This is a genomic window from Zoogloea sp. 1C4 (genome assembly GCF_009469605.1).
GTDB lineage: Bacteria > Pseudomonadota > Gammaproteobacteria > Burkholderiales > Rhodocyclaceae > Zoogloea > Zoogloea oryzae.
Map to the genome: position 1 here is coordinate 184864 of NZ_SSXU01000001.1, position 21591 is coordinate 206454.

Annotated in this window: 25 protein-coding genes; 17 read left to right on the plus strand and 8 right to left on the minus strand. The window is 67.1% G+C overall.

The genetic code is table 11. The features are described 5' to 3' along the window. Positions 1-38: 38 nt before the first annotated feature. The 4 genes from GH681_RS00755 to GH681_RS00770 all read right to left on the minus strand — a co-directional run bounded on the left by GH681_RS00755 (position 39) and on the right by GH681_RS00770 (position 3372). Positions 39-1187: a cysteine desulfurase family protein gene (locus tag GH681_RS00755; protein ID WP_153159547.1), complete on the minus strand. Its 1149-nt coding sequence runs from the start codon at positions 1185-1187 to the stop codon at positions 39-41. A gap of 17 nt (positions 1188-1204) precedes the next feature. Further along, positions 1205-1687: a Fe-S cluster assembly transcriptional regulator IscR gene (gene iscR / locus GH681_RS00760; protein ID WP_153159548.1), complete on the minus strand. Its 483-nt coding sequence runs from the start codon at positions 1685-1687 to the stop codon at positions 1205-1207. A 103-nt stretch (positions 1688-1790) separates the two neighbouring features. Next, the gene (gene cysE / locus GH681_RS00765; protein ID WP_153159549.1) at positions 1791-2555 is read right to left on the minus strand and encodes a serine O-acetyltransferase; all 765 of its coding nucleotides are present in this window, start codon (positions 2553-2555) and stop codon (positions 1791-1793) included. 94 nt (positions 2556-2649) lie between these two features. Next, positions 2650-3372 (minus strand): RNA methyltransferase, encoded by a 723-nt coding sequence (locus tag GH681_RS00770; RefSeq protein ID WP_153159550.1) that lies wholly within the window; start codon positions 3370-3372, stop codon positions 2650-2652. 79 nt (positions 3373-3451) lie between these two features. Here GH681_RS00770 and GH681_RS00775 point away from each other — a divergent pair, with 79 nt between their 5' ends. Together GH681_RS00775 and GH681_RS00780 are read left to right on the plus strand one after the other, a co-directional pair. After that, a complete protein-coding gene (locus tag GH681_RS00775) occupies positions 3452-4258 on the plus strand; it encodes an inositol monophosphatase family protein (RefSeq protein ID WP_153159551.1) in 807 nt (268 codons plus the stop codon). Beyond that, a complete protein-coding gene (locus GH681_RS00780) occupies positions 4258-4872 on the plus strand; it encodes an arylesterase (RefSeq protein WP_153159552.1) in 615 nt (204 codons plus the stop codon). The genes GH681_RS00775 and GH681_RS00780 overlap by 1 nt, the downstream gene beginning before the upstream one ends. Before the next feature lie 15 nt (positions 4873-4887). Here the strand turns inward: GH681_RS00780 and GH681_RS00785 are convergent, their stop codons facing one another. Further along, a complete protein-coding gene (locus GH681_RS00785; RefSeq protein ID WP_153159553.1) occupies positions 4888-5433 on the minus strand; it encodes a bifunctional 2-polyprenyl-6-hydroxyphenol methylase/3-demethylubiquinol 3-O-methyltransferase UbiG in 546 nt (181 codons plus the stop codon). Positions 5434-5599: 166 nt separating this feature from the next. On the opposite strand from GH681_RS00785, the gene GH681_RS00790 reads away from it, so the two are divergent. Both GH681_RS00790 and GH681_RS00795 read left to right on the plus strand, forming a co-directional pair. Next, the gene (locus GH681_RS00790) at positions 5600-6199 is read left to right on the plus strand and encodes a cytochrome c (protein WP_153159554.1); all 600 of its coding nucleotides are present in this window, start codon (positions 5600-5602) and stop codon (positions 6197-6199) included. A gap of 189 nt (positions 6200-6388) precedes the next feature. Beyond that, entirely contained in the window at positions 6389-7510 is a 1122-nt protein-coding gene (locus tag GH681_RS00795) for a rhodanese-like domain-containing protein (protein ID WP_153159555.1), read from the plus strand. 77 nt (positions 7511-7587) lie between these two features. On the opposite strand, the gene GH681_RS00800 is transcribed toward GH681_RS00795, so the two are convergent. Then, positions 7588-8868 carry an NAD(P)/FAD-dependent oxidoreductase gene (locus GH681_RS00800; protein ID WP_153159556.1) on the minus strand — a complete coding sequence of 427 codons (1281 nt, stop codon included), beginning with the start codon at positions 8866-8868 and terminating at the stop codon, positions 7588-7590. A 14-nt stretch (positions 8869-8882) separates the two neighbouring features. Next, a complete protein-coding gene (locus tag GH681_RS00805) occupies positions 8883-9197 on the minus strand; it encodes a c-type cytochrome (protein ID WP_153159557.1) in 315 nt (104 codons plus the stop codon). 282 nt (positions 9198-9479) lie between these two features. Here GH681_RS00805 and soxC point away from each other — a divergent pair, with 282 nt between their 5' ends. The 9 genes from soxC to GH681_RS00850 all read left to right on the plus strand — a co-directional run bounded on the left by soxC (position 9480) and on the right by GH681_RS00850 (position 17480). Continuing rightward, positions 9480-10826 carry a sulfite dehydrogenase gene (gene soxC, locus GH681_RS00810; RefSeq protein ID WP_153159558.1) on the plus strand — a complete coding sequence of 449 codons (1347 nt, stop codon included), beginning with the start codon at positions 9480-9482 and terminating at the stop codon, positions 10824-10826. Further along, positions 10810-11886: a c-type cytochrome gene (locus GH681_RS00815; RefSeq protein ID WP_153159559.1), complete on the plus strand. Its 1077-nt coding sequence runs from the start codon at positions 10810-10812 to the stop codon at positions 11884-11886. Before soxC ends, GH681_RS00815 begins: the two co-directional genes overlap by 17 nt. Positions 11887-11913: 27 nt before the next feature. Then, entirely contained in the window at positions 11914-12381 is a 468-nt protein-coding gene (gene soxY, locus GH681_RS00820) for a thiosulfate oxidation carrier protein SoxY (protein WP_153159560.1), read from the plus strand. Positions 12382-12414: 33 nt separating this feature from the next. Then, positions 12415-12726 carry a thiosulfate oxidation carrier complex protein SoxZ gene (soxZ, locus tag GH681_RS00825; RefSeq protein WP_194271094.1) on the plus strand — a complete coding sequence of 104 codons (312 nt, stop codon included), beginning with the start codon at positions 12415-12417 and terminating at the stop codon, positions 12724-12726. Between the two features lie 106 nt (positions 12727-12832). Next, on the plus strand, positions 12833-13639 hold the full coding sequence (soxA, locus tag GH681_RS00830; protein WP_153159562.1) for a sulfur oxidation c-type cytochrome SoxA: 807 nt from the start codon (positions 12833-12835) through the stop codon (positions 13637-13639). Positions 13640-13654: 15 nt separating this feature from the next. Then, positions 13655-14275: a sulfur oxidation c-type cytochrome SoxX gene (soxX, locus tag GH681_RS00835; RefSeq protein ID WP_153159563.1), complete on the plus strand. Its 621-nt coding sequence runs from the start codon at positions 13655-13657 to the stop codon at positions 14273-14275. Between the two features lie 16 nt (positions 14276-14291). Then, a complete protein-coding gene (gene soxB, locus GH681_RS00840) occupies positions 14292-16016 on the plus strand; it encodes a thiosulfohydrolase SoxB (RefSeq protein ID WP_153159564.1) in 1725 nt (574 codons plus the stop codon). A 32-nt stretch (positions 16017-16048) separates the two neighbouring features. Further along, entirely contained in the window at positions 16049-17011 is a 963-nt protein-coding gene (locus GH681_RS00845) for an MBL fold metallo-hydrolase (protein ID WP_153159565.1), read from the plus strand. A 4-nt stretch (positions 17012-17015) separates the two neighbouring features. Further along, positions 17016-17480, plus strand: a complete 465-nt coding sequence (locus GH681_RS00850; RefSeq protein WP_194271095.1) for a thioredoxin fold domain-containing protein — start codon at positions 17016-17018, stop codon at positions 17478-17480. Between the two features lie 21 nt (positions 17481-17501). On the opposite strand, the gene GH681_RS00855 is transcribed toward GH681_RS00850, so the two are convergent. Beyond that, positions 17502-17804: a c-type cytochrome gene (locus GH681_RS00855; protein WP_153159567.1), complete on the minus strand. Its 303-nt coding sequence runs from the start codon at positions 17802-17804 to the stop codon at positions 17502-17504. A gap of 46 nt (positions 17805-17850) precedes the next feature. Here GH681_RS00855 and GH681_RS00860 point away from each other — a divergent pair, with 46 nt between their 5' ends. From GH681_RS00860 to GH681_RS00875, 4 genes are all read left to right on the plus strand, one after another. Beyond that, positions 17851-18450 (plus strand): rhodanese-like domain-containing protein, encoded by a 600-nt coding sequence (locus tag GH681_RS00860; RefSeq protein WP_228111727.1) that lies wholly within the window; start codon positions 17851-17853, stop codon positions 18448-18450. A gap of 81 nt (positions 18451-18531) precedes the next feature. Next, positions 18532-19557 carry an amino acid ABC transporter substrate-binding protein gene (locus GH681_RS00865; protein ID WP_153159568.1) on the plus strand — a complete coding sequence of 342 codons (1026 nt, stop codon included), beginning with the start codon at positions 18532-18534 and terminating at the stop codon, positions 19555-19557. Positions 19558-19591: 34 nt separating this feature from the next. Next, complete coding sequence (locus GH681_RS00870; RefSeq protein WP_153159569.1) at positions 19592-20554, plus strand: ABC transporter permease subunit; 963 nt, start codon at positions 19592-19594, stop codon at positions 20552-20554. Then, positions 20554-21591, plus strand: a complete 1038-nt coding sequence (locus GH681_RS00875; protein WP_153159570.1) for an amino acid ABC transporter permease — start codon at positions 20554-20556, stop codon at positions 21589-21591. The genes GH681_RS00870 and GH681_RS00875 overlap by 1 nt, the downstream gene beginning before the upstream one ends.

A 21591-nucleotide genomic window follows, 5' to 3' on the forward strand; every position in this document is an offset into this window, starting at 1 on the left:
CTTCTCCGTACAGCAAAAATTTTAAACCGTTCAGAAACTTAGACCGCCATCGCGGCAAGCGTTCGGAGGCCGGCGAGGTTCTCGCCCAGGGCCGTCAAAAAGTCATCCACGTCGCGCCCGGTGCTGCCGGCGCCAAAGCTCACCCGCACCGCCGAGCGGGCAAGGCCTGCCTCAACGCCCATCGCCATCAGCGTGTGAGACGGCTCGGGATTGGCGCTGGAGCAGGCCGAGCCGCTCGCCACCGCAAATCCGGCCCGGTCGAGCTTGCCGACCAGGGTCTCGCCATCCACGCCGCCGATCGCGAAGAACGTGGTGTTGGGCAGGCGCCGTGCATCTGCCGCGAAAATCTGTGCGCCCATGCTGGCGAGCCCAGCTTCGAGCCGCTGCTGGAGCGCGGCCATCTGCATCGCGCGGGTTTCGACCGCCGCCGCGGCCAGCTCACAGGCCTTGCCGAAGCCGACGATGGCCATCACGTTTTCGGTGCCGGAGCGCAGGTTGCGCTCCTGGCCGCCCCCGGCCACCAGTGGCGCGAGTTCGACACGTTTGTCGATCACCAGCGCCCCGGCGCCCAGCGGGCCGTAAATCTTGTGGGCTGACAGCGTCAGGCCCTGCACGCCCAGGGCGCGAAAATCCACCTTCACCTTGCCCAGCGCCTGCACCGCGTCGCAGTGCATCCAGCCACCGGCAGCGCGCACTGCCCTGGCGTGCGCGGCGACATCCTGGATCACGCCGGTTTCATTGTTGGCAAGCATGATCGACACCAGCTTCGGCTTGCCGGCGAGGCAGGCCTCGAAAGCTACCGGGTCGATTCGCCCTGCCCCATCCACCGCGATCTCGTCAAACTGCCAGCCCTGGCGCACCAGCTGCCGGGCGGGCTCACGCACGCAGGGGTGCTCGATGGCACTCACCGCGATGCGGCCCGGTTTCATCAGCGCCGCAGCGCCCTTGATGAACAGGTTGTTGGCTTCGGAGCCGCCGCTGGTAAACAGCACCTCGGTCGGATGCGCACCCACGGCAGCGGCCACCTGGGCCCGCGCCTCGTCGATCGCCTTGCGCGCCGCACGGCCGTATTCGTGGCGGCTCGACGCGTTGCCGAAGCGCTCGCCGAACCACGGCCGCATGGCCTCACGCACCGCCGGATCGAGGGGCGTGGTGGCGTTGTGATCGAGGTAAACCGGCGCAAACACCGATCGCTCCTGTGAAATCAGGCCGTTGCCGGAACAACGCCCTTGGCGGACGCAGCCGAGCGCTCATCGTGAAGCACCGATACCTGTGCCGCCTTGGCCCGCTGCTGCTCGACGAGGTTGGCCAGCGTCACCGAGTGCAGGTATTCATACATGCGACGGTTGAGGTTGGTCCACAGCTCGTGGGTCATGCAGCGGTGCTCGTCCTTGCAGTTTTCCTTGCCACCGCAGGAGGTGGCATCCAGCGGCTCATCCACCGCGGCGATGATGTCGGCGACGGTGATCGACGCCATATCCCGGGCCAGCGCGTAACCGCCTCCGGGGCCGCGGACGCTGCTGACCAGCTCGAAGCGGCGCAGCTTGCCAAACAGCTGCTCGAGGTAGGAGAGGGAAATCTTCTGGCGATCGGCGATGCCCGCCAGCGTCACGGGGCCCTCGGCACAACGCAGCGCCAGATCAATCATTGCCGTGACGGCAAAACGACCTTTGGTGGTGAGTCTCATGGTGGCTCCTGGGGGCGGGCAAATTAATAGTTGAACGTTTCAGTCAAGAATACCAAACCCGACAAAAACGATCAACTATTTTCACACCCGCAACACAGGCCGCTCAATCCACCATCTTGCCGAGCCCTTGCGGGTCGAAGGCGTCTTCGGACTTGGCCGCTTCCTCCACCGAAATCCCGGCCTCGGCGAGCTTGTCGAGCAGCACGCGGATGCGCCGGTCGGTCTCGACGGCGTGGTCGAGCAGGCCGTGCAGCGCCTTTGAAACCGGGTCGTCCAGATCGCGGGTGACGCCGTAAGCGGTGAAGCCCATCTGCTCCGCCTTGGCCTCGCGGGCCCGGGCAGCGTCATCCTTGCCGGCCTCGATGACGCGGGCCGGATTGCCGACCGCGGTCGCCCCTGCCGGCACCGGCTTGACCACCACCGCATTGGAACCCACCTTGGCCCCGTCGCCCACCTCGAAGCCGCCCAGCACCTTGGCGCCAGCGCCGATCACGACGCCGCGCCCCAGCGTGGGATGGCGCTTGGTGCCACGGTAGAGCGAGGTGCCGCCGAGGGTCACGCCCTGATAGATGGTGCAGTCGTCGCCGATCTCGGCGGTCTCGCCGATCACCACGCCCATGCCGTGGTCGATGAACACACGCCGGCCGATGGTCGCACCGGGATGGATCTCGATGCCGGTGAGCATCCGCCCCACATGGCTGCTGAAGCGCCCGACCCAGCGAAAACCGTTGGTCCAGGCAAGATGGGCAAAACGATGCAGCCACAGGGCGTGCATCCCGGGATAGCAGGTGAGCACTTCCCACCTGGAGCGTGCGGCCGGATCTCGCTCAAGCACATTGGCGATGTCCTCACGCAGACGACTGAACATGAAAGGGAACTCCCGAAACGAATCGCGCTGTTTTCCGCCCCCGCCGGCCCGGGATGGAACCGGGCGGGAGATTTTTATTTCCGACTATTTTAGTCTACTTTTTTTCAAAGGCGGTCAGCATTCCACGCAGAATGTTGATTTCGTCCTTCTCGAGCTGGATCCGCCCGAACAGCCGGCGCAGGCGCGGCCACAGGCGCTTGGAGTTGCTCGGATGGAAGAAACCGCTGGCGGTGATCGCCCGGTCGAGGTGGCTGAAGAAGCCCTCCACCTGCTCGAAGGTCGCCAGCTCGGATTCGAGATTCGGCGGTTCGCCCGGATCGAGGGCCGCCATCCGCAGCTCGTAGCACAGCACCTGCACCGCCGCCCCCAGGTTGAGCGACGAGTATTCGGCGCTCACCGGGATCTTCACCGGCATGTGGCACAGGGCCACGTCCTCGTTCGAGAGCCCGACCGTCTCGTTGCCGAAGACCAGCGCCACGTCACCGAAGCTGGTGCGCGAAACGATGTCGCCGGCAGCGTCCCGGGCCCACTTCATGGGCACCGCGAGCTCGCGCCGGCGCGCGGTGAGCGCGGCGGCGAACACCGTGCCCTCCAGCGCCTCGGCCAGGCTGCCGACCACCCGCGCGTTGGCGAGGATGTCGTCGGCGCCCGCCGCACGGGCCGTGGCCACCGGATCGGGGAAGGAATGGGGTGAGACGAGCACCAGTTGCGACAGACCCATGGTTTTCATGGCCCTGGCCGCGGCTCCGATATTGCCCGGATGACTGGTACGGGAAAGTACGACTCGCACGCGCTCAAGCGCGCCATCGTGGTTCATATTAAAATGTGGGGTTTCCGAATTAGTGTCGACCGGTGGGGGCAATCCTGCCCGGGCCGGCCAACCTTGCCAGACACCCATGCATCCCACTCTGAACATCGCCATCAAGGCCGCACGCCGTGCCGCCGCCGTCATCAACCGGGCTTCGAACGACGTCGAACTCCTGCGGGTCGAATCCAAGTCGCCCAACGACTTCGTCACCGAAGTCGACCGGGCTGCCGAAGAAGCCATCATTCAAGTGCTGCGCGATGCTTATCCGACCCACGCCATTTTAGCAGAAGAGTCCGGCGAGACCGGTCCGGAGGCCGAGACCGAGTACCAGTGGATCATCGACCCCCTCGACGGCACCACCAACTTCATCCACGGTTTCCCGCAGTACGCGATCTCCATCGCCCTGGCCCGCCGCGGCGTGGTGGAGCAGGCGGTCGTCTATGACCCGAACCGCAACGAGATGTTCACCGCCTCCAAGGGCGCCGGCGCCTTCCTGAACGACCGCCGCATCCGCGTATCCAAGCGCCTGCGCCTGCAGGAAGCCCTGGTCGGCACCGGCTTCCCGTACCGCCAGTTCGGCAACGTCGACACCTACCTCGCCATCTTCAAGGAACTCACCCAGAAGACCGCCGGCCTGCGCCGCCCGGGCGCCGCGTCGCTGGATCTGGCCTACGTGGCCGCCGGCCGTCTCGACGCCTTCTGGGAATTCGGCCTGTCCCCGTGGGACATGGCTGCCGGCAGCCTGCTGATCAGCGAGGCGGGCGGTCTGGTGAGCGATCTGGCCGGTGAATCCGACTACCTCACCACCGGCAACATCGTCGCCGGCACGCCCAAGGTGTTCCCGCCGCTGATGCAGATCATCCAGGGCCACTGCGCCGACAAGATCTCCGCCTGATGCGCGCCGTCGCCCTCCTCCGCACCCTGCTGGCGAGCCTGCTGCTGATGGCGGCGCCCGCCTTTGCCGGCACGGTGCTGGTGTGGGGTGACAGCCTCTCGGCGGGCTACGGCCTGCGCCCGACCGAGGCCTGGCCGGCGCTGCTCGACAAGCGCCTCCACGAATCAAAGCCGCCCCACAAGGTGGTGAACGCCAGCATCAGCGGCGAGACCACTGCTGGCGGGCGCAGCCGGCTTCCTGCCGCGCTGCAGACCCACCGGCCTTCGGTGGTGGTGATCGAACTGGGCGCCAACGACGGCCTGCGCGGCCTGCCCATCCCGGCCATGAACGCCAACCTGCAGGCAATGATCGACGCCAGCCGCCAGGCCGGCGCCCGGGTGCTGCTGGTGGGCATGCAGATGCCGCCCAACTACGGCCCCGACTACACCGCGCGGTTCGCCAGGACGTATCAGGATCTCGCCCGGACCAACAAGGTCCGGCTCGTGCCTTTCATGATGGCCGGCTTCGCCGACAAGCCGGATCACTTCCAGCAGGACGGCATTCACCCCACCGCCGAGGCTCAGCCGAAGATCCTCGACACCATCTGGCGCGAACTCAAGCCGCTGCTGCGCTAGGTTCGCAAAGCCCGCTCAGGGCAGGCGCAGCGACGGATTGTGCCCCTTCACCGCGCAGATGCGCTGGATCACCGCCGGCTTAGGCTCGGCCACCTCGCCCTGCTCGTAGGCCAGCACCGTGCAGGTGTCGGCCACCCGTTCGAACAGCTCGTGGGAGCGCAACAGGAAATCCGGATTGCTCGGCTTGCCGAAGCGCTCGTTGCCCACCATGAAGGTCTCGTAGATCAGCACCCCGCCATGATTGAGCGCCGTCAGCAGCAAGGGCAGCCGCGGGCGGAAGAGGTAATTGGTGACGATGATCGCGTCGAAGTGACGCCCGGCGTAGGGCCACGGCCCTTCCTCGATGTCGGCCTCGCGGGTGGTGAGGTGCGGCACCCCGGCCAGCAGCTCGAGCGCCACGGCGTCCCGATCCACCGCCTCGACCCGAAACCCCCGACCCGCCAGCCAGCGCGCATGACGACCGCTCCCGCAGGCGAAGTCGAGCACTTCGCCGCCGGAGGTGATCAGTGAAGCAAAACGGGTGACCCACGGCGACGGGGTCAGAGAGGCAGCATGGCGCATCGGCAATCGGGCTCCCGAATCAGTATTGGAATGGCGTTCATTCTGTCAGATGGGCGCCGCGTCCGGCAGTTCCCGTGCGTTGCCGCCCGGCAGTTACGGGTAATTTAGTAAATCACCAGATTCTGATAGTCTTTCCCCGACCTAAAACCAGAACGAGGAGACATACATGAAAGGGAGATTCATCGCCGCCGGACTGGGGCTTCTGCTGGCCGCCGGCGGCGCGCTGGCCGCCGACCTGAAACGTGCCGAAGAGATCGTCGGCGGGCGCTGCTTCATCTGCCACGGCATGGAAGGCGAGGCCGCTTCGGCGCTCTACCCGCGCCTCGCCAGCCAGCACGCCGACTACATCGCCCGGCAGCTCGCCGACTTCAAGAGCGGCAAGCGCAAGAGCGAGACCATGGCCGGCATGGCCGCCGACCTGACCCCGGAAGAGATGAAGGCCCTGGGCGAGTTCTTCCAGAAGAAACCCGCCACCCACAGCCAGAGCGCCGATCCGGACCTCTCCGGCGTGGGCCGCTACATCTTCACCAAGGGCAACCAGTATTCCGGCGTGGCCGCCTGCGTGTCGTGCCACGGGCCCAAGGGTTACGGCACGCCGCAGCTGCCGCGCCTCGCCGGCCAGCAGGCGCTGTACATCGAGAACCAGCTCAAGCAGTTCAACACCCGCGAGCGCAACAACGACAACGCGGTGATGCACTCCATCGCCTCGAAGCTCTCCGAGCTCGAAGTCAAAGCCGTCGCAAGCTTCATCTCGACGCTGGAATAGGTGCCCAACGGTGGCCGGCAAGCCACGTGGGGAGCCTGCCACCACGGCAGCGTTTGACCTTGATCAGAACGCTGCCGATTAGTCCGACCGCCCCCGCGTAATCGCGCGAAAATCAATCGGGTATCTGCACCCAGGCCAGCCGGGGGCCATTTCAAGCCCGGCGCCCGAAGTTCACGATTGGAGACGTCCATGAAGCTCCACCGAACGCTTGCACTTGCTGCCGCCATCGCAACCCTTGGTCTGATCTCTGCCCTCCCCGCACACACGGCCGAAACACCCGTTGCAACGGCATCCAGGGAAGGCTGGTATCACCAGCTCGTGGATGCCGGCTTCGTCGCCGGCTATGCCGTCCTCCCAAAACCGGATGGCGTCCTGATCGTCGATTCACGCCCCACCGCCCGCAAGTACGATCCGGGGCACATCCCGACCGCCGTCAACATTCCGGACAGCCAGTTCGAGAAGCTCATCGACAAGCTCCCGGCCGACAAGCAAACCCTGCTGATCTTCTACTGCGACGGCTTTGAATGCCTGCTCAGTCACAACTCCGCCTTCAAGGCCGAGAAGCTCGGCTACACCCGGATTCACGTGTACGCCGCGGGCTACCCCGACTGGATCAAGCAGGGCCACATCGGTGCCGTCTCCGTCCCCTTCATCAAGAAGCTCCAGGACGAAGGCGCGCCCATGACGCTCATCGACTCTCGCCCCAAGGAGCGCAAGTACGACAAGGGGCACATCCCCGGCGCAATCAGCATCCCGGATCTGCAGTTCGACAAGCTCATCGACCGACTGCCCACCGACAAGACCAGTCCCCTGTACTTCTACTGCGAAGGCCTCGCCTGCACGCTGAGTTCAGACTCGGCCGCACGCGCGGTGAAACTGGGCTACACGCGAGTCAAGGTGGTGCCCGAAGGCTACCCCGAGTGGGTTCGCCTCTACGGCCCGGGCCCGACGTCCGAGACACCCGCCAGGCCCGCGATCCAGGTCGGGCGTGACACCAGCACGATCACCGTTGCGTCCTTCGAGCGGATATACCGACAGGCACCCGACACCATCCACCTGATCGACGTGCGTGATCCCGCGGAATTCGCCAAAGGCAGCTTCAAGGGCGCCATCAACTTCCCGATCAAGACCCTCGAAAGCCGGATCGCCGAACTGCCGTCCGACAAACCCATCGTGTTCTTCTGCGGTGCCGGCGGGCGCAGTGGCGACGCCCACGATCTGGCCAAGCAGTTGCGGCCCCAGCTGCAAACCTACTTCATCGACGCCGAGATCAAATGGACCGCCGACGGCGGTTACACCATCACGGAGTGATCTCCGCCAGCCCGGCGAAAAAAATCCGGCCACCTGGATCAGGTGGCCGGATTTTTCGTCGTGACTGCGGGTGAGGCTTACACCAGCATGTCGGCCCAGATGTTGCGGGCCCAGGCCATCGCGGCCTTGCCCTCGATCTCGTTGGCCGCCGCCGACACACCACCGGAGCCCGGCACCGGCAGCACCGTCTTCTTCTCTGCGTCGTACTGATGCACCGAGGTCACGTGGATCACGTTCTTCGAATCCACGAAGCTGTAGCAGGTGTTCATCACCACGGGCGCCGGGTTGGGCGCTTCGCCCGCCAGCAGGTTGAGGATCGCTGCCGCCGTCACTTTGGCGTGCTGGTTGGCCATGTGGCCAGACTTGGGCATGGTCGGCGCCGGGAAGATCGCGTCGCCGATCACATGCACGCCCGGGGTGTTCACCGATTCAAAGGTCTGCCAGTTGATGTCCACCCAGCGGCCGTTGATGAGCTTCACGCCAGACTTCGCCGCGATGTCGCCCGCGCGCTGGGGCGGCACCACGTTGAGCACGTCGGCCTTCACCTTGTCGAACTCGAGGATCGCGGTGCGGTTGGCGGCGTCCACCTCGCGCAGCTCGCTGTTCGGGCGGTATTCGAGGATGCCCGCGTACTTCTCGAAGGCCTTGGTGAACAACCCCTTCTTGGAGGTGATCTCCTCGTTTGCGTCGAGCACCAGCACCTTGGATTTCGGCTTCTTCTGCTTGAGGTAGTTGGCCACCAGGCACGCCCGCTCGTAGGGCCCGGGCGGGCAGCGGTACGGCGCCTTGGGGATCGACAGCGCGTACACGCCGCCGTCCTTCATGTCTTCCAGCTGCTTGCGCAGGGCGACGGTCTGGGCGCCCGCCTTCCAGGCGTGGAGCACCACCGCCTGGGCCGCCTCGGTCTCGAGGCCCGGCACTTGATCGAACATGAAGTCCACCCCCGGCGACATCACCAGCCGGTCGTAGCTCAGCACGCCGCCCGAGGCCAGCGTCACCTTGCGGCCGGCGGCGTCGATGGCGGTGACGCTGTCCTGCAGCACCTTCACACCCCAGGTGCTGCGCAGGCCGTCATAGCTCATCGTGATGTCGGCCATGGTCTTGTCGCCGCCGATCACCAGGTTGGAGATCGGGCACGAGATGAACTGCGGGTTACGCTCGACGAGGGTCACATCCACGCCCCGCTCGCTCCACATACGCAGGTATTTGGCCACCGTGGCCCCGCCGTAGCCGCCGCCCACCACCACCACATGGCCGCGGGGCCGGCTTCCGCCGAGCGCGCAGCCACCGAGCATCGGCACTGCGAGCGCTCCGCCAGCAAGGGCGGCCGTCTTCAGGAAATCGCGTCGATTCTGCATGGTTCCGGGCCCCCTCATTTCTGGGCGGCGAAGTACGCCGCGATCAGCTCGAGCTGGGCTTCGGTATAGCCCTTCGAGATCTGGTGCATGATCGTCGCGGGCTTGGCGCCGGACCGGAAGTCACGCAGCTTCTGCATGAGCTTGTCCTTGTCGACGCCGGCCAGCGCGTCATTGCCGGCGCCAGCCACCGCACGGCCGTTGGTGCCGTGGCAGTTGGCGCAGGTGGCGGCCAGATTGCGGGCCAGGTTCGGGTCGGGCTGGCCCGCGGCCTGGGCCGCACCGACCGCGCCGACCAGGCACAGGGCCGAAATCCATCGAAGCAGTTTCATCACTTCTCCTCCTTGAAGCCGCGGGCGCGGCGAGCAGTTGAGCCAGCTTATTGTTCTCCGTGACAGCCTGCATCGGCAAGCTGCCATGACCGTCGTGGTGCGGCCTTTCGTCAAAGCTTGTATCGCCGCGCGCGCTTCTGCACTGCAACAATATTAGCAATTGACTATATTAGTTTATGGTTATAAATTGTTTGAGATCAAGGGAGAAAAAAACTTAATGGCGCACGCCCCGATGCCCGCCTCCCTCGACACCGACCACTGGAACAAGGGAGAGACACACCCATGGCAGACCAGCCAACCCAGCGCGGACGCGTGCGCCCGGCGCCCGAGCACTTCCTGACCGAAGCGGACATCGCCGAGGTCAAGGACGGGCGCCGCGACTTCCTGCGCAAAGCCTTCCTCACCGCCTCCGCCGCCATGGCCGCCCCGGCCATCGTGCGCGCCGAGGACGGCGATCCCAACATCCTGACCCTACCGCCCTGGACCACCAGCCTCGGCCAGCCTGTCGCCGCCCGTCCCTACGGCCTGCCCTCGCAGTACGAGAAAGGCCTTCAGCGTCGGGAATCGCCGGGCCTCACGCGGATGTCGCAGGTGTCGGTGGCCTTCACGCCGCTGCAGGGCCTGTTCGGCATCATCACCCCGTCGGGCCTGCACTTCGAGCGCCACCACCAGGGCTGGAGCGACATCGATCCGTCGAAGCATCGCCTGATGGTGCACGGCACCGACGACGGCTTCGTGAAGCAGCCCAAGGTCTACACCGTCGATGACATCCTGCGCCTGCCGCCGGTGTCGCGGATGCACTTCATCGAATGCGGCGCCAACACCGGCATGGAATGGGGCAACGTGGCGGTGCCCACCGTGCAGTACAGCCACGGCATGCTCAGCTGCTCCGAATTCACCGGCGTGCCCCTGCGGCTGATCCTCGAAGACTGCGGCATCGACTGGAAGAAGGCGAAGTACGTGCTCGCCGAGGGCGCCGACGGCTCGTCGATGACCCGAACCATCCCCATCGAACTCGTGCAGTCCGACGAAGTGCTGGTCGCCTACGGCCAGAACGGCGAGATGCTGCGCCCCGAAAACGGCTACCCGCTGCGCCTCGTGGTGCCCGGCGTGCAGGGCGTGAGCTGGGTGAAGTGGCTGCGCCGCATCGAGGTGGGCGACAAGCCCTGGGCCACCAAGGACGAGGCGATCCACTACATCGACCTGATGCCCGACGGCCAGCACCGGCAATACACCTCCACCCAGGAGTGCAAGTCGGTCATCACCACCCCGTCCGGCGGGCAGATCCTGCTGGATAAAGGCTTCTACAACATCTCGGGGCTGGCGTGGTCCGGGCGCGGAAAGGTCAAGCAGGTTGACGTATCCACCGACGGCGGCATCAACTGGCGCCGGGCGCGGATCGAAGGGCCGGTCAATTCCAAGTGCCTGACCCGCTTCAACATCGACTGGGTGTGGGACGGCAAGCCCGCCATCCTGCAATCCCGCGCGATGGACGAGACCGGCTATGTCCAGCCGTCGTACGGCCAGCTGCGCGCGGTGCGCGGCACCAAGTCGATCTACCACAACAACGCCATCCAGTCTTGGAAGGTGGCTGAAAGCGGGGAGGTGAGCAATGTCCAGGTTCTCTAAATCGCTCACCCGCGTTGCGATGATCGCCCTGGCCGCCTGCGCCACTGGCGCGCTGGCCGATGGCAAATACGCCGGCGTCGGCCGGGCTGCCAAGCCGGCCGAGATCCACGCCTGGGACATCGACGTGCGCCCCGACTTCAAGGGCTTGCGCCCCGGCAGCGGCAGCGTCGATCAGGGCCAGGAAACCTGGGAGGCCAAGTGCGCGTCCTGCCACGGCAGCTTCGGCGAATCCAACGAGGTGCACACCCCGCTGATCGGCGGCACCACCAAGGACGACGTGAAGACCGGCCACGTGCTGTCGTTGGTCAAGGGCGACGCCCCCCAGCGCAGCGCGATCATGAAGGTCGCCACCGTCTCCACGTTGTTCGACTACATCAACCGGGCGATGCCCCTCACGACGCCCAAGTCGCTCACCAACGACGAGGTGTACGGGCTGGTGGCCTATCTGCTCAACCTGGCCGAGATCGTCCCGGGTGATTTCGTGCTGTCCGACAAGAACATCGCCGAAGCCCAGGCCCGCATGCCCAACCGCAATGGCATGACCACCAACCACGGCATGTGGCCCGGTGCGCCCGCCAGCAAGGGCGGCATCGGCAACGGCGGCAAGCCCGATGTGAAGAACACGGCCTGCATGAGCAACTGCAAGACCGAGGTGAAGGTCGGCTCCCTGCTCCCGGTGTATGCCGAGACCGCCCACGGCAACCTGGCCGAGCAGAACCGCCCGGTGGGCCCGGTGCGCGGCAAGGATACGTCGGGCAAGGCGCCGGCCGAGGTCAAGCCCGCGGCCCAGAGCGACAACGCCGCCGCGACCAAGCTCGCCAACGACAACGGCTGCATGGCCTGCCACGGGGTGGCGAACAAGATCGTCGGCCCCGGCTACAACGAGGTCGCGGCCCGCTACAAGGGCCAGGCCGACGCCGAGGCCAAACTGGCTGCAAAGGTGCGAGCAGGCGGCCAGGGCGCATGGGGGGCGATCCCCATGCCGCCCCAGAGCCAGCTCAAGGACGAGGACATCCGCCGCCTCGTGAAGTGGATCATGTCTGGCGCCAAGGCGCAGTAACCCAGGATCAACCAAGGAGAGAGACCCATGAACAACCAACGCCGTGAAATCCTGAAGGCAGGCGGCGGGCTCGGCCTGTTCGGCCTGCTGGCCGCCGCCGGCCTGATCACCCCGGGCGAGGCCCGCGCCGAATGGAACAAGGCCGCCTTCGACGCCAAGACCATCGACGAGACCCTCAAGGCCCTGGGCGCCACCGCGCCGGCCAACTCGGCAGACGTGCAGCTCACCGCGCCGGACATCGCCGAAAACGGCGCCGTGGTCCCGGTGGGCGTGGTGTCGACGCTGGCCGGTGTCGAGGCCATCGCCATCCTCGTCGAGAAGAACCCCAACCCGCTCGCCGCGAGCTTCATGCTCCCCGTCGGCACCGAGCCTTCGGTGCAGACGCGCGTGAAGATGGGCCAGACCTCCGACGTGTACGCACTCGTCAAGGCTGGCGGCAAGTTCTTCATCGCCAAGAAGGAAATCAAGGTCACCCTCGGCGGCTGCGGCGGCTGAGCCCTGCGCGCTTCATTACAGAAAGGAATCGAAATGGCAGATCCGATGAAGATTCGCGCAAGCGCGAAAGACGGCATCACCGAAGTGAAGGTGCTCATGAGCCACGAAATGGAGACCGGCCAGCGCAAGGATTCGTCCGGCAACCTGGTCCCGGCCCATTTCATCACCGAGATCACCGCCGAACACAACGGCCGCCAGGTGCTGGCCGGCCAGTTTGGCACCGCGATCTCGAAGAACCCCTACCTCGCCTTCAAGTTCAAGGGCGGCGCCAAGGGCGACAAGCTCAGCGTGAGCTGGGTGGATAGCAAGGGCGACAAGCGCACCGACGAAGTGCAGATCGCCTGAGGCGTCATTTCGCCCGCTGCCGCCGGCCACCGGGCGGCAGCGCCCCCGCAAGCTGACCACAGACCGCCCCAAGGCGGCAGGCCCCCCACCAGAAGGAGGAAGACACATGCAGCCCAACCTGCGCACCGCGCTGGCCACCGCCGCCCTCGCCCTCGCCGGCCCGGCCTTCGGGCAAGGCTCGACGATGGACGAGATCGCCCGATACCGGGAGATGCTGGCCGACGGCAACCCCGCCGAGCTCCTCGAAGCCAAGGGCGAAGAGCTCTGGAAGAAACCGCGCGGCCCCAAGAACGCCAGCCTCGAGCAATGCGACATGGGCCTCGGCCCCGGCAAGCTCGACGGCGCCTATGCCCAGCTCCCGCGCTACTTTGCCGACACCAAAAAGGTGATGGACGCCGAGTCCCGACTCGTCCATTGCATGGTGAGCCTGCAGGGCTTCACTGAAGCCGAGGCCACCAAACGCTGGTTCTCCAAGCCCGGCCAGGATTCCGACATCGAGGCGCTGGTCACCTACATCGGCGGCAAATCCAACGGCGCGAAGATCAACGTGCCGGCGCGCCACCCGGAAGAAGCGCGCATGGCGAAGGTGGGCGAGTACATCTTCTACCGCCGCAGCGGCCCCCAGGATTTCTCCTGCGCCATCTGCCACGGCCAGGAAGGCAAGCGCATCCGCCTGCAGGAGCTGGGCAACCTCACCACCCAGGCCGGCGCCGGCACCGCCATGAGCACCTGGCCGTCGTACCGCGTATCCCAGGGCGCGGTGTGGACCATGCAGCGCCGCCTGATCGACTGCATGCGTCAGGCCCGCTGGCCCGAGCCCAAGTACCTCGCCGATTCCGTCATCGCGCTGGAAGTCTTCCTCCAGAAGACCGCCAGCGGCACCGTGATGCAGACCCCCGGCATCAAGCGCTGAGCCCCGGAGACGACCATGAAAAACACCTTCATCGCCGCCCTCCTCGCCCTGGGCGCCACGGGCATCCACGCCGCCGATCCGATCGCCTTCCAGGCCGAACAGATCTTCCGCAGCAGCTTTCGCGCCGACAACCCCAGATACTGGATGACCCGCCTCGACCAGGACGAGGCCATGCGCCTGTGCAGCCAGTACAAGGACAACCCGCCCGCCAAGGTGCGCGCCCTCATTGAAAAGACCCAGCAGGCCACCATCCGCTACCCGGTCGAGGGCAAGCTGATCGGTGACTGGAAGGAAGGCGAGAAGCTCGCCGCGGTGGGCACCGGCGGCCACATCGGCTTCATCCAGCCCGACCCGCCCGGCCGCGTGCGTGGCGGCAACTGCTACGCCTGCCACCAGCTGGCCAAGAAGGAAGTCGCCTACGGCACCATCGGCCCGAGCCTCCAGCACTTCGGCAAGCTGCGCGGCAACAGCGACGAGATCGTCAAGTACACCTACGACAAGATCTACAACTCCAACGCCTTCACCGCGTGCACCAACATGCCGCGCTTCGGGCTGCACAACTGGCTGACGCCGGAGCAGATCACCCACATCGTCGCCTTCCTGGTCGATCCCGAATCGCCCGTGAACAAAGATTGAGAACGGAGTCCACCGCATGTCCATGAACCGTCGGGATTTCCTCCAGGTGCTGGCCGTCGCCGCGGCCGGCGGCCTGGCGCTGCACAGCAATCCGTCCGAAGCCGCCAAGGCCGCCGGGCGGATGTACGACCTGCCGCGCTTCGGCTCGGTGAGCCTGCTCCACATGACCGACTGCCACGCGCAGCTCCTGCCGATCCACTTCCGCGAGCCCGACGTGAACCTCGGCATCGGCCCGATGGCCGGCCAGGTGCCGCACCTGATCGGCGAGAACCTGCTGCGCCACTTCGGCATCCGCCCCGGCACGCCGGAGGCCCACGCCTTCACCTATCTGGATTTCGTGAAGGCCGCCAAGACGTATGGCAAGGTCGGCGGCTTTGCCCACCTCGCCACGCTGGTCAAACAGCTCAAGGCCAGCCGCCCCGGCGCGCTGCTGCTCGATGGCGGTGACACCTGGCAGGGCTCCGGCCTCAGCCTGTGGACCAACGCCCAGGACATGGTCGACGCCTGCAAGGCGCTGGGCGTGGACGTGATGACGCTCCACTGGGAAGCCACCTACGGCGAAGCCCGCGTGAAGGAGATCGAGGAAAAGGACTTCGCCGGCAAGGTGGATATCGTGGCCCAGAACATCAAGACCGCCGACTTCGGCGACCCGGTGTTCAAACCCTACGTGATCCGCAACATCAACGGCGTGCCGGTGGCCATCGTCGGCCAGGCCTTCCCCTACACGCCCATCGCCAACCCCCGCTGGCAGGTGCCCAACTGGAGCTATGGCATCCAGGACGACAACCTGCAGAAGGTGGTCGACGAAGCCCGCGCCGCCGGCGCCCAGGTGGTCGTCGTGCTGTCTCATAACGGCATGGACGTGGACCTGAAGATGGCGAGCCGGGTGCGCGGCGTCGACGCCATCCTCGGCGGCCACACCCACGACGGCGTGCCGGCCCCGGTGATCGTCAAGAACGCCGGCGGCCAGACACTCGTCACCAACGCCGGCTCCAACGGCAAGTACCTGGGCGTGCTCGATCTCGACGTGAAGGCCGGCAAGGTGGTGGACTTCCGCTACAAGCTGCTGCCCGTCTTCGCCAACCTGATCCCCGCCGACCCCACGATGGACGCCCTCATCAAGAAGATGCGCGCACCGTATGAGGGCAAGCTCGCCGAGAAGCTCGCGGTGAGCGAAGGCCTGCTGTATCGCCGCGGCAACTTCAACGGCTCGTGGGACCAGCTCATCCTCGACGCGCTGCTCGCCGAGAAGAACGCCGAGATCGCGTTTTCGCCCGGCTTCCGCTGGGGCACCAGCCTGCTGCCCGGCGACACCATCCGGATGGAGCACCTGCTCGACCAGACCGCCATCACCTACCCGTGGACCACCGTCACGATGATGAGCGGCGAGCAGATCAAGACCGTGCTCGAAGACGTCTGCGACAACCTCTTCAACCCCGACCCGTATTACCAGCAGGGCGGCGACATGGTGCGCGTGGGCGGTCTGCAGTACGCCTGCGATCCCAATGCCGCGATGGGCAAACGCATCACCGACATGCGCCTCGGCGGCAAGCCCATCGACGCCGGCAAGACCTACAAGGTCGCCGGCTGGGCGCCGGTGTCGGAAGACGCGAAGAACGCCGGCGGCGAAGCGGTGTGGGATCTGGTCGCTCGCTACCTCAAGGGCCAGAAGGTGATCCGCGCCCGGCCCCTCAACCTGCCCACCCTCAAGGGCATGGCCGGCAACCCCGGCATGGCCTGAAGGCCCGCGCAAACCCGATCAAGGAGACGACGATGAGCCGCGCCCACGCATCCCTCCCCGCCTGGCTGCGGGTCATCGTCGCCGTCCTTGTCCCGCTGCTCGCCGGGCTGGCCGCGGCGGCCGAACTCAAGCCCATCCGCGTCTCCGAACACGCCTGGTACGTGCTCGGCGATTCGGGCATGGCATCCGGCGCCAATCAGGGCTTCAACAGCAACGCCGGCTTCGTTGTCACCCGCGACAGCGTGGTGGTCATCGACGCCCTCGGCACCCCGCCCCTGGGCGAGGCGCTCCTCGCCGCGATCCGCAAGATCAGCGACAAGCCGATCCGCCGCGTGATCCTCACCCACTTCCACGCCGACCACTTCTACGGCCTGCCCGCTTTCAAGGCCGCGGGCGCACAGGTATGGGCCCACCGGGCCGGGCGCGACTACTTCACCAGCGGCGAAGCCGCCGCCCGCCTCGCCCAGCGCCGGCAGGATCTCTTTCCGTGGGTGGATGAATCCACCCGCCTCGTCGAGGCCGACCACTGGCTCGACGGCGACACCCGCTTCGAGGAAGGCGGGCTGCACTTCCGGGTGAGCTTTCTTGGCCCGGCCCATTCGTCCGAAGACCTGATGGTCAGCGTGGACGAAGACGGCGTGGTTTTCTGCGGCGACATCCTCTTCGCCGGGCGGATTCCCTTTGTGGGCAGCGCCGACAGCCGCCGCTGGCTCGTCGCCATCGACCAGCTCGCCGCGCTCAAGCCGAAGATCCTCGTCACCGGCCACGGCCGCCACTCCACCAACGCCGCCGCCGACCTCACCCTCACCCGCGACTACCTCACCTACCTGCGCGAGCAGATGGGCCGGGCGGTGGATGAGATGGTCCCCTTCGACGAAGCCTATGCCCGCACCGACTGGCGGCGCTTCAGCAATCTCCCCGCCTTCGAAGCCGCCAACCGCATCAACGCTTACGGCACCTATCTCACCCTGGAGCGCGAATCCCTCGCCCGCTGACCTGATGCGCGCCGGCCTGCTCGCCCTGATCCTCGCCTTCGGCCTCGGCCTGGCCGGCTCGCCCGCTTCCGCCAAGGGCCCGCTTGACTCGCGCCTGCACGATCCGGCCGCCCGGCCCGACGTGCTCTACGTCGTCCTCTTCAGCCTGCCCGACTGCCCCTACTGCGTGGCGATCCGCGACGCCTACCTGCCGGCCCTGCCCGACGACCCGCGCTTTCGCGAGCGGGTGCGCATCCGCGAGGTATCCATCAGCAGCCCCCGCCCGATTACCGATTTCGATGGCACCCCAGCGCGCCAGGCCGACATCGCCCGCCGCTACGGCGTCAAGTTTGCGCCGACGGTGCTCTTTCTCGACAAGGGTGGACAGGTGCGCGCCGAAGCGCTGCTGGGTGGCGACAGCGTGGGGCTATACGGCGGCTATCTGGAGAAGCGGGTGCTTCAGGGGCTCGATGCAGCGGCGGCCCACTGAAGCAGGCGCCGCTTTGGCGGCCTACTTGAACTGGTAGTAGCGGTGATTGAGCCAGGCGACCACGTCTTCCTCATCCTCGGGAAACCAGCCGGTCTTGAGCTGGCTGCTGCAAAAGCTCACCTGGGCGTGGAGCTGGGACAGGCTCTTCACCTTGCGGTCGCTGCGCAGGTAAAGCTTAGAGCCATCACCACCAATCAGGCGCTGGTGGCACGCGGCACAGTTTTTTTCGGTCACCAGCTTTTCGCCCGCGGCCGGACTGCCGGCCCAGGCGCCCGCGGCCACCGTAAGGCCGGCCGCCAGCATCAGGATTTGCGTTGCGTTCATGGTCTGCCTCTCCGGAGGTTGATCGGATGAAATCCACGGAGGAAGTATGAAACATTTTGCCGCCAGCGCCATGATCGCGCTGCTTGTCATCGGTCTTCCCCTGCCGGGCACGGCCCAGGTGGACCCCGCCAGTGTGCCCGAGATCAAGCGTAGCCGGCTCCAGCTCTACCTCACCGCCCGCGAAGCCCACGACATCTATTCCCGCGAACCGGCCCGAACCCTCTTCCTCGACGTCCGCACCCGCGCCGAAGCCATGTACGTAGGCATGCCCAGTGATGCCGACGCCCTCGTGCCCTACGTCGAACACCAGGAGCTGATGACCGACTGGGACGACCGCCGGGGCATGTACCAGCTGATGGCCAACAGTGATTTCCTGACCGAAGCCGAGACCCGCCTCAAGCAGAAAGGGCTCACCAGGACCGACCGGGTGATCCTCATCTGCCGCTCGGGTGACCGCAGCGCCCACGCCGCCGACCTCCTCGCCAACGCCGGCTACACCCGTGTTTACAGCGTGGTGGATGGCTTCGAGGGCGACGCCGCCAAGGACGGCCCGAAGGCCGGCCAGCGCATCGTGAATGGCTGGAAGAACGCCGGCCTGCCCTGGTCGTACAAGCTCGACAAGGCCAAGATGTACTTCCCGCGCTGATCGCCGCCGGCTCGGGCCGCTTGGCACCGCCGGCCCCGCGCCCGTAAGCTACGGGGCTCCGGCCTCTCCGCGTCCCCTGCCATGTTCCGAATCCGCACCCTTGCCGCGGCCACCGCCGCGCTCCTCGCCACCTTCGTCACGCCAGCCCACGCCGGCAAGACCCTCGACGCCATCAAGGCCAAGGGGCAGCTCGCCTGCGGCGTGAGCACCGGCGTGATCGGCTTCTCCGCCGCCGACAGCCAGGGCCAGTGGCGCGGGCTCGACGTGGACGTGTGCCGGGCGCTCGCCGCGGCGGTGCTGGGCGACCCGAACAAGGTGCGCTGGGTGCCCCTCAACTCCCAGCAGCGCTTCACCGCCATCCAGTCGGGCGAGGTGGACATCCTCTCCCGCAACACAACCTGGAGCCTGACCCGCGACGCCGGCCTGGGCCTGCACTTCACCGCCGTCACCTACTACGACGGCCAGGGCTTCCTGGTGGCGAAGAAGTCCAAAGTCACCAGCGCAAAGCAGCTCAAGAACGCCGAGATCTGTGTGCAGTCCGGCACCACCACCGAACGCAACCTCGCCGACTGGTTCCGCGCCCAGGGCATCAAGGTCAAGCCGGTGGTCTTCGAGAAGTTCGAGCCGTCCATCAAGGCCTTCTTCAGCGGCCGCTGCCAGGCCTACACCACCGACGCCTCGGCGCTGGCCTTCATCCGCACCAAGGAAGCCCCCAATCCGGACGACTACCTGGTGCTGCCCGAGATCATCTCCAAGGAGCCCCTCGGCCCGGCCGTCCGCCGCGGCGACGACGAGTGGTTTGCCGTCGTCAAATGGGTAGTCCAGGCGCTCGTCGAAGCTGAAGAGCTGGGCATCACCCAGGCAAAGGTGGACGCCCTCAAGGCCTCGCCCGACCCGGCCATCCAGCGCTTCCTGGGTGTGGGCGAAGACCTGGGCAAGAGCCTCGGCCTCGACCGGGAATGGGCCGCCCGGGCCGTCAAGGCCGGCGGCAACTACGGCGAACTCTTCGAGCGCAACGTGGGCGCCGGCTCGCCCCTCAAGCTGCCCCGCGGCCTCAACGCCCAGTGGAACAAGGGCGGCCTGATGTACGGCCTGCCGCTGCGCTGATTCCATCGCGGGCCCCGCGCCCGCGACACCTGCAATGCACGCAAAACAGCTCTCCCGCATCGCCGTCCAGGCGCTGATCGTCCTCGCCGTCGCCGGCCTGCTGGCGCTGCTCGCCACGACCACCGCCAGCCACCTCGCCCAGCGCGGCATCCGCAGCGGCTTCGATTTCCTGCTCGAGCCCGCCGGCTTCACCCTGGGCGAGAGCGCGATCCCGCTGGACGCCGGCGATTCGACCCTGCTGGCCTTCGCCGCCGGCCTCGCCAACACCCTGCGCCTGGCCCTGCCCGGCGCCGCGCTGGCCCTGGGGCTGGGCGTGCTGGTGGGCTTCGGCCGGCTCGCCGAGCATCCGCTCGTGCGCGGCCTCGCCCGCGCCTTCGTGAATGCCTTCCGTAACATCCCGCTGCTGCTCCAGCTGCTGGCGTGGTATTTCATCCTCACCGACCTGTTGCCCGCCTCCGACGCCGCGCTGCGCCTCGCACCCGGCGTGTTCCTCAGCAAATCCGGGCTGGCCCTGCCCTGGTGGGGCGAGGCCGGCTTCGAGATCCCCGAGCCCGCCGGCTTCGGCATCGATGGCGGCGCCCGCCTCACGCCGGAATACCTGGCGATGCTGATTGGCCTGGTGATCTACACCGCCGCCTACATCGCCGAGATTCTGCGCGCGGCGGTCGAGGCCCTGCCCCCCGGCCAGCGCCTCGCCGCGCTGGCGATGGGCATGACGCCGCGCCAGACCTTCCGCCTCGTGCTGCTGCCCCAGGCCTGGCGCGCCGCGCTGCCGCCCGTCACCAGCCAGCTCCTCAACCTGTTCAAGAATGCCTCCCTGGCGGTGGCCATCGGCTATCCCGATCTGGTCTCGGTGGCCGGCACCAGCCTCAACCAGACCGGCCGCGCCATCGAATGCCTCTCCATCGTGATCGCGGTGTACCTGCTGCTGTCGCTGGCGGGCGCGGCGGTGAGCCACCGGCTCGAACGGCACGTGCTGCGGGGCGGTGTCGCGTGATGGGCACCGTGCTCGCTCCGATCCGCCGCCGGCTGTTCGGCGACGCCCTCAGCACGGCGCTCACGCTGCTCGTGGTCGCCGCCGCCCTCGTGGCCTTGCCGCCGCTGCTGCGCTGGGCGGTGCTGAACGCCGTGTTCAGGCCCGACGCCGCCGCCTGCACCGCCCTCGACCACGCCGGCGCCTGCTGGGGCGTGGTGGCCGAAAAAGCACGCTTCATCCTGCTCGGTCGCTACCCCGGCGACGAAAGCTGGCGGCCCATCGCCGCCGCCGGGCTGATCGTCGCCAGCTGGCTGGCGGTCGCCTTCGGGCGCATCGGCGGACGCGCGGCATTGGTGGCGCTGGCACTCCCGCCCGTCGTCGCCGTGCCGCTACTGGGCGGCGGTTTTGCCGGCCTCGCCCCGGTGCCAACCGAACTTTGGGGCGGCCTGCCGCTGACCCTGCTCCTCACCGCCGGCGGCATGGCCGGCGCGCTGCCGCTGGGCATTGCGGTGGCTTACGGACGACGCTCGAAGCTGCCGGTGCTGCGCGGTCTGCTCACGGCCTATGTGGAACTCGCGCGGGGGATTCCGCTCATCGCCGCGCTGTTCGTGGCGTCGTTCCTGCTGCCGCTGTTCTTTCCGGACGGCGTGGCCCTCGACATGCTGTGGCGGGTGCTGATCGCCATCGTGCTGTTCGCCGCGGCCTATCTGTCGGAGATCATCCGCGGCGGCCTGCAGGCGATCCGCCCCGGCCAGCTCGACGCCGCCGCCGCGCTGGGCCTCTCGCCGTGGCAGACCCAGCGCTGGATCGTGCTGCCCCAGGTGCTGCGGGCCGCCGCGCCGTCGCTGGCCAACAGCGCCATCGCCCTGTTCAAGGACACGTCCCTGGTCACCGTGGTGAGCCTGTACGAGCTCACCGGCTCGCTGGGCCTCGCCCTCGCCGGCGATGGCGAATGGCGGCCGTTCTACCTGGAAGCCTGGCTCTTCATCGCCGCCATCTACTGGCTGGGCTGCGCGCTGCTGGCGCGGATCAGCGCCGCAATACCGCGACAGCCTTGA

Excerpts from the sequence above, each read along its gene's own strand:
- GH681_RS00800 (WP_153159556.1), bottom strand. The coding sequence starts at position 8,868 with ATGCAGAATCGACGCGATTTCCTGAAGACGGCCGCCCTTGCTGGCGGA.
- GH681_RS00875 (WP_153159570.1), top strand. The coding sequence starts at position 20,554 with ATGGGCACCGTGCTCGCTCCGATCCGCCGCCGGCTGTTCGGCGACGCC.
- soxX (WP_153159563.1), top strand. The coding sequence starts at position 13,655 with ATGAAAAACACCTTCATCGCCGCCCTCCTCGCCCTGGGCGCCACGGGC.
- GH681_RS00865 (WP_153159568.1), top strand. The coding sequence starts at position 18,532 with ATGTTCCGAATCCGCACCCTTGCCGCGGCCACCGCCGCGCTCCTCGCC.
- GH681_RS00775 (WP_153159551.1), top strand. The coding sequence starts at position 3,452 with ATGCATCCCACTCTGAACATCGCCATCAAGGCCGCACGCCGTGCCGCC.
- soxA (WP_153159562.1), top strand. The coding sequence starts at position 12,833 with ATGCAGCCCAACCTGCGCACCGCGCTGGCCACCGCCGCCCTCGCCCTC.
- iscR (WP_153159548.1), bottom strand. The coding sequence starts at position 1,687 with ATGAGACTCACCACCAAAGGTCGTTTTGCCGTCACGGCAATGATTGAT.
- soxB (WP_153159564.1), top strand. The coding sequence starts at position 14,292 with ATGTCCATGAACCGTCGGGATTTCCTCCAGGTGCTGGCCGTCGCCGCG.
- soxZ (WP_194271094.1), top strand. The coding sequence starts at position 12,415 with ATGGCAGATCCGATGAAGATTCGCGCAAGCGCGAAAGACGGCATCACC.
- GH681_RS00805 (WP_153159557.1), bottom strand. The coding sequence starts at position 9,197 with ATGAAACTGCTTCGATGGATTTCGGCCCTGTGCCTGGTCGGCGCGGTC.
- soxY (WP_153159560.1), top strand. The coding sequence starts at position 11,914 with ATGAACAACCAACGCCGTGAAATCCTGAAGGCAGGCGGCGGGCTCGGC.
- GH681_RS00795 (WP_153159555.1), top strand. The coding sequence starts at position 6,389 with ATGAAGCTCCACCGAACGCTTGCACTTGCTGCCGCCATCGCAACCCTT.
- GH681_RS00860 (WP_228111727.1), top strand. The coding sequence starts at position 17,851 with ATGAAACATTTTGCCGCCAGCGCCATGATCGCGCTGCTTGTCATCGGT.
- GH681_RS00850 (WP_194271095.1), top strand. The coding sequence starts at position 17,016 with ATGCGCGCCGGCCTGCTCGCCCTGATCCTCGCCTTCGGCCTCGGCCTG.
- GH681_RS00815 (WP_153159559.1), top strand. The coding sequence starts at position 10,810 with ATGTCCAGGTTCTCTAAATCGCTCACCCGCGTTGCGATGATCGCCCTG.
- GH681_RS00855 (WP_153159567.1), bottom strand. The coding sequence starts at position 17,804 with ATGAACGCAACGCAAATCCTGATGCTGGCGGCCGGCCTTACGGTGGCC.
- GH681_RS00780 (WP_153159552.1), top strand. The coding sequence starts at position 4,258 with ATGCGCGCCGTCGCCCTCCTCCGCACCCTGCTGGCGAGCCTGCTGCTG.
- GH681_RS00870 (WP_153159569.1), top strand. The coding sequence starts at position 19,592 with ATGCACGCAAAACAGCTCTCCCGCATCGCCGTCCAGGCGCTGATCGTC.
- soxC (WP_153159558.1), top strand. The coding sequence starts at position 9,480 with ATGGCAGACCAGCCAACCCAGCGCGGACGCGTGCGCCCGGCGCCCGAG.
- GH681_RS00770 (WP_153159550.1), bottom strand. The coding sequence starts at position 3,372 with ATGAACCACGATGGCGCGCTTGAGCGCGTGCGAGTCGTACTTTCCCGT.
- GH681_RS00790 (WP_153159554.1), top strand. The coding sequence starts at position 5,600 with ATGAAAGGGAGATTCATCGCCGCCGGACTGGGGCTTCTGCTGGCCGCC.
- GH681_RS00785 (WP_153159553.1), bottom strand. The coding sequence starts at position 5,433 with ATGCGCCATGCTGCCTCTCTGACCCCGTCGCCGTGGGTCACCCGTTTT.
- GH681_RS00845 (WP_153159565.1), top strand. The coding sequence starts at position 16,049 with ATGAGCCGCGCCCACGCATCCCTCCCCGCCTGGCTGCGGGTCATCGTC.
- cysE (WP_153159549.1), bottom strand. The coding sequence starts at position 2,555 with ATGTTCAGTCGTCTGCGTGAGGACATCGCCAATGTGCTTGAGCGAGAT.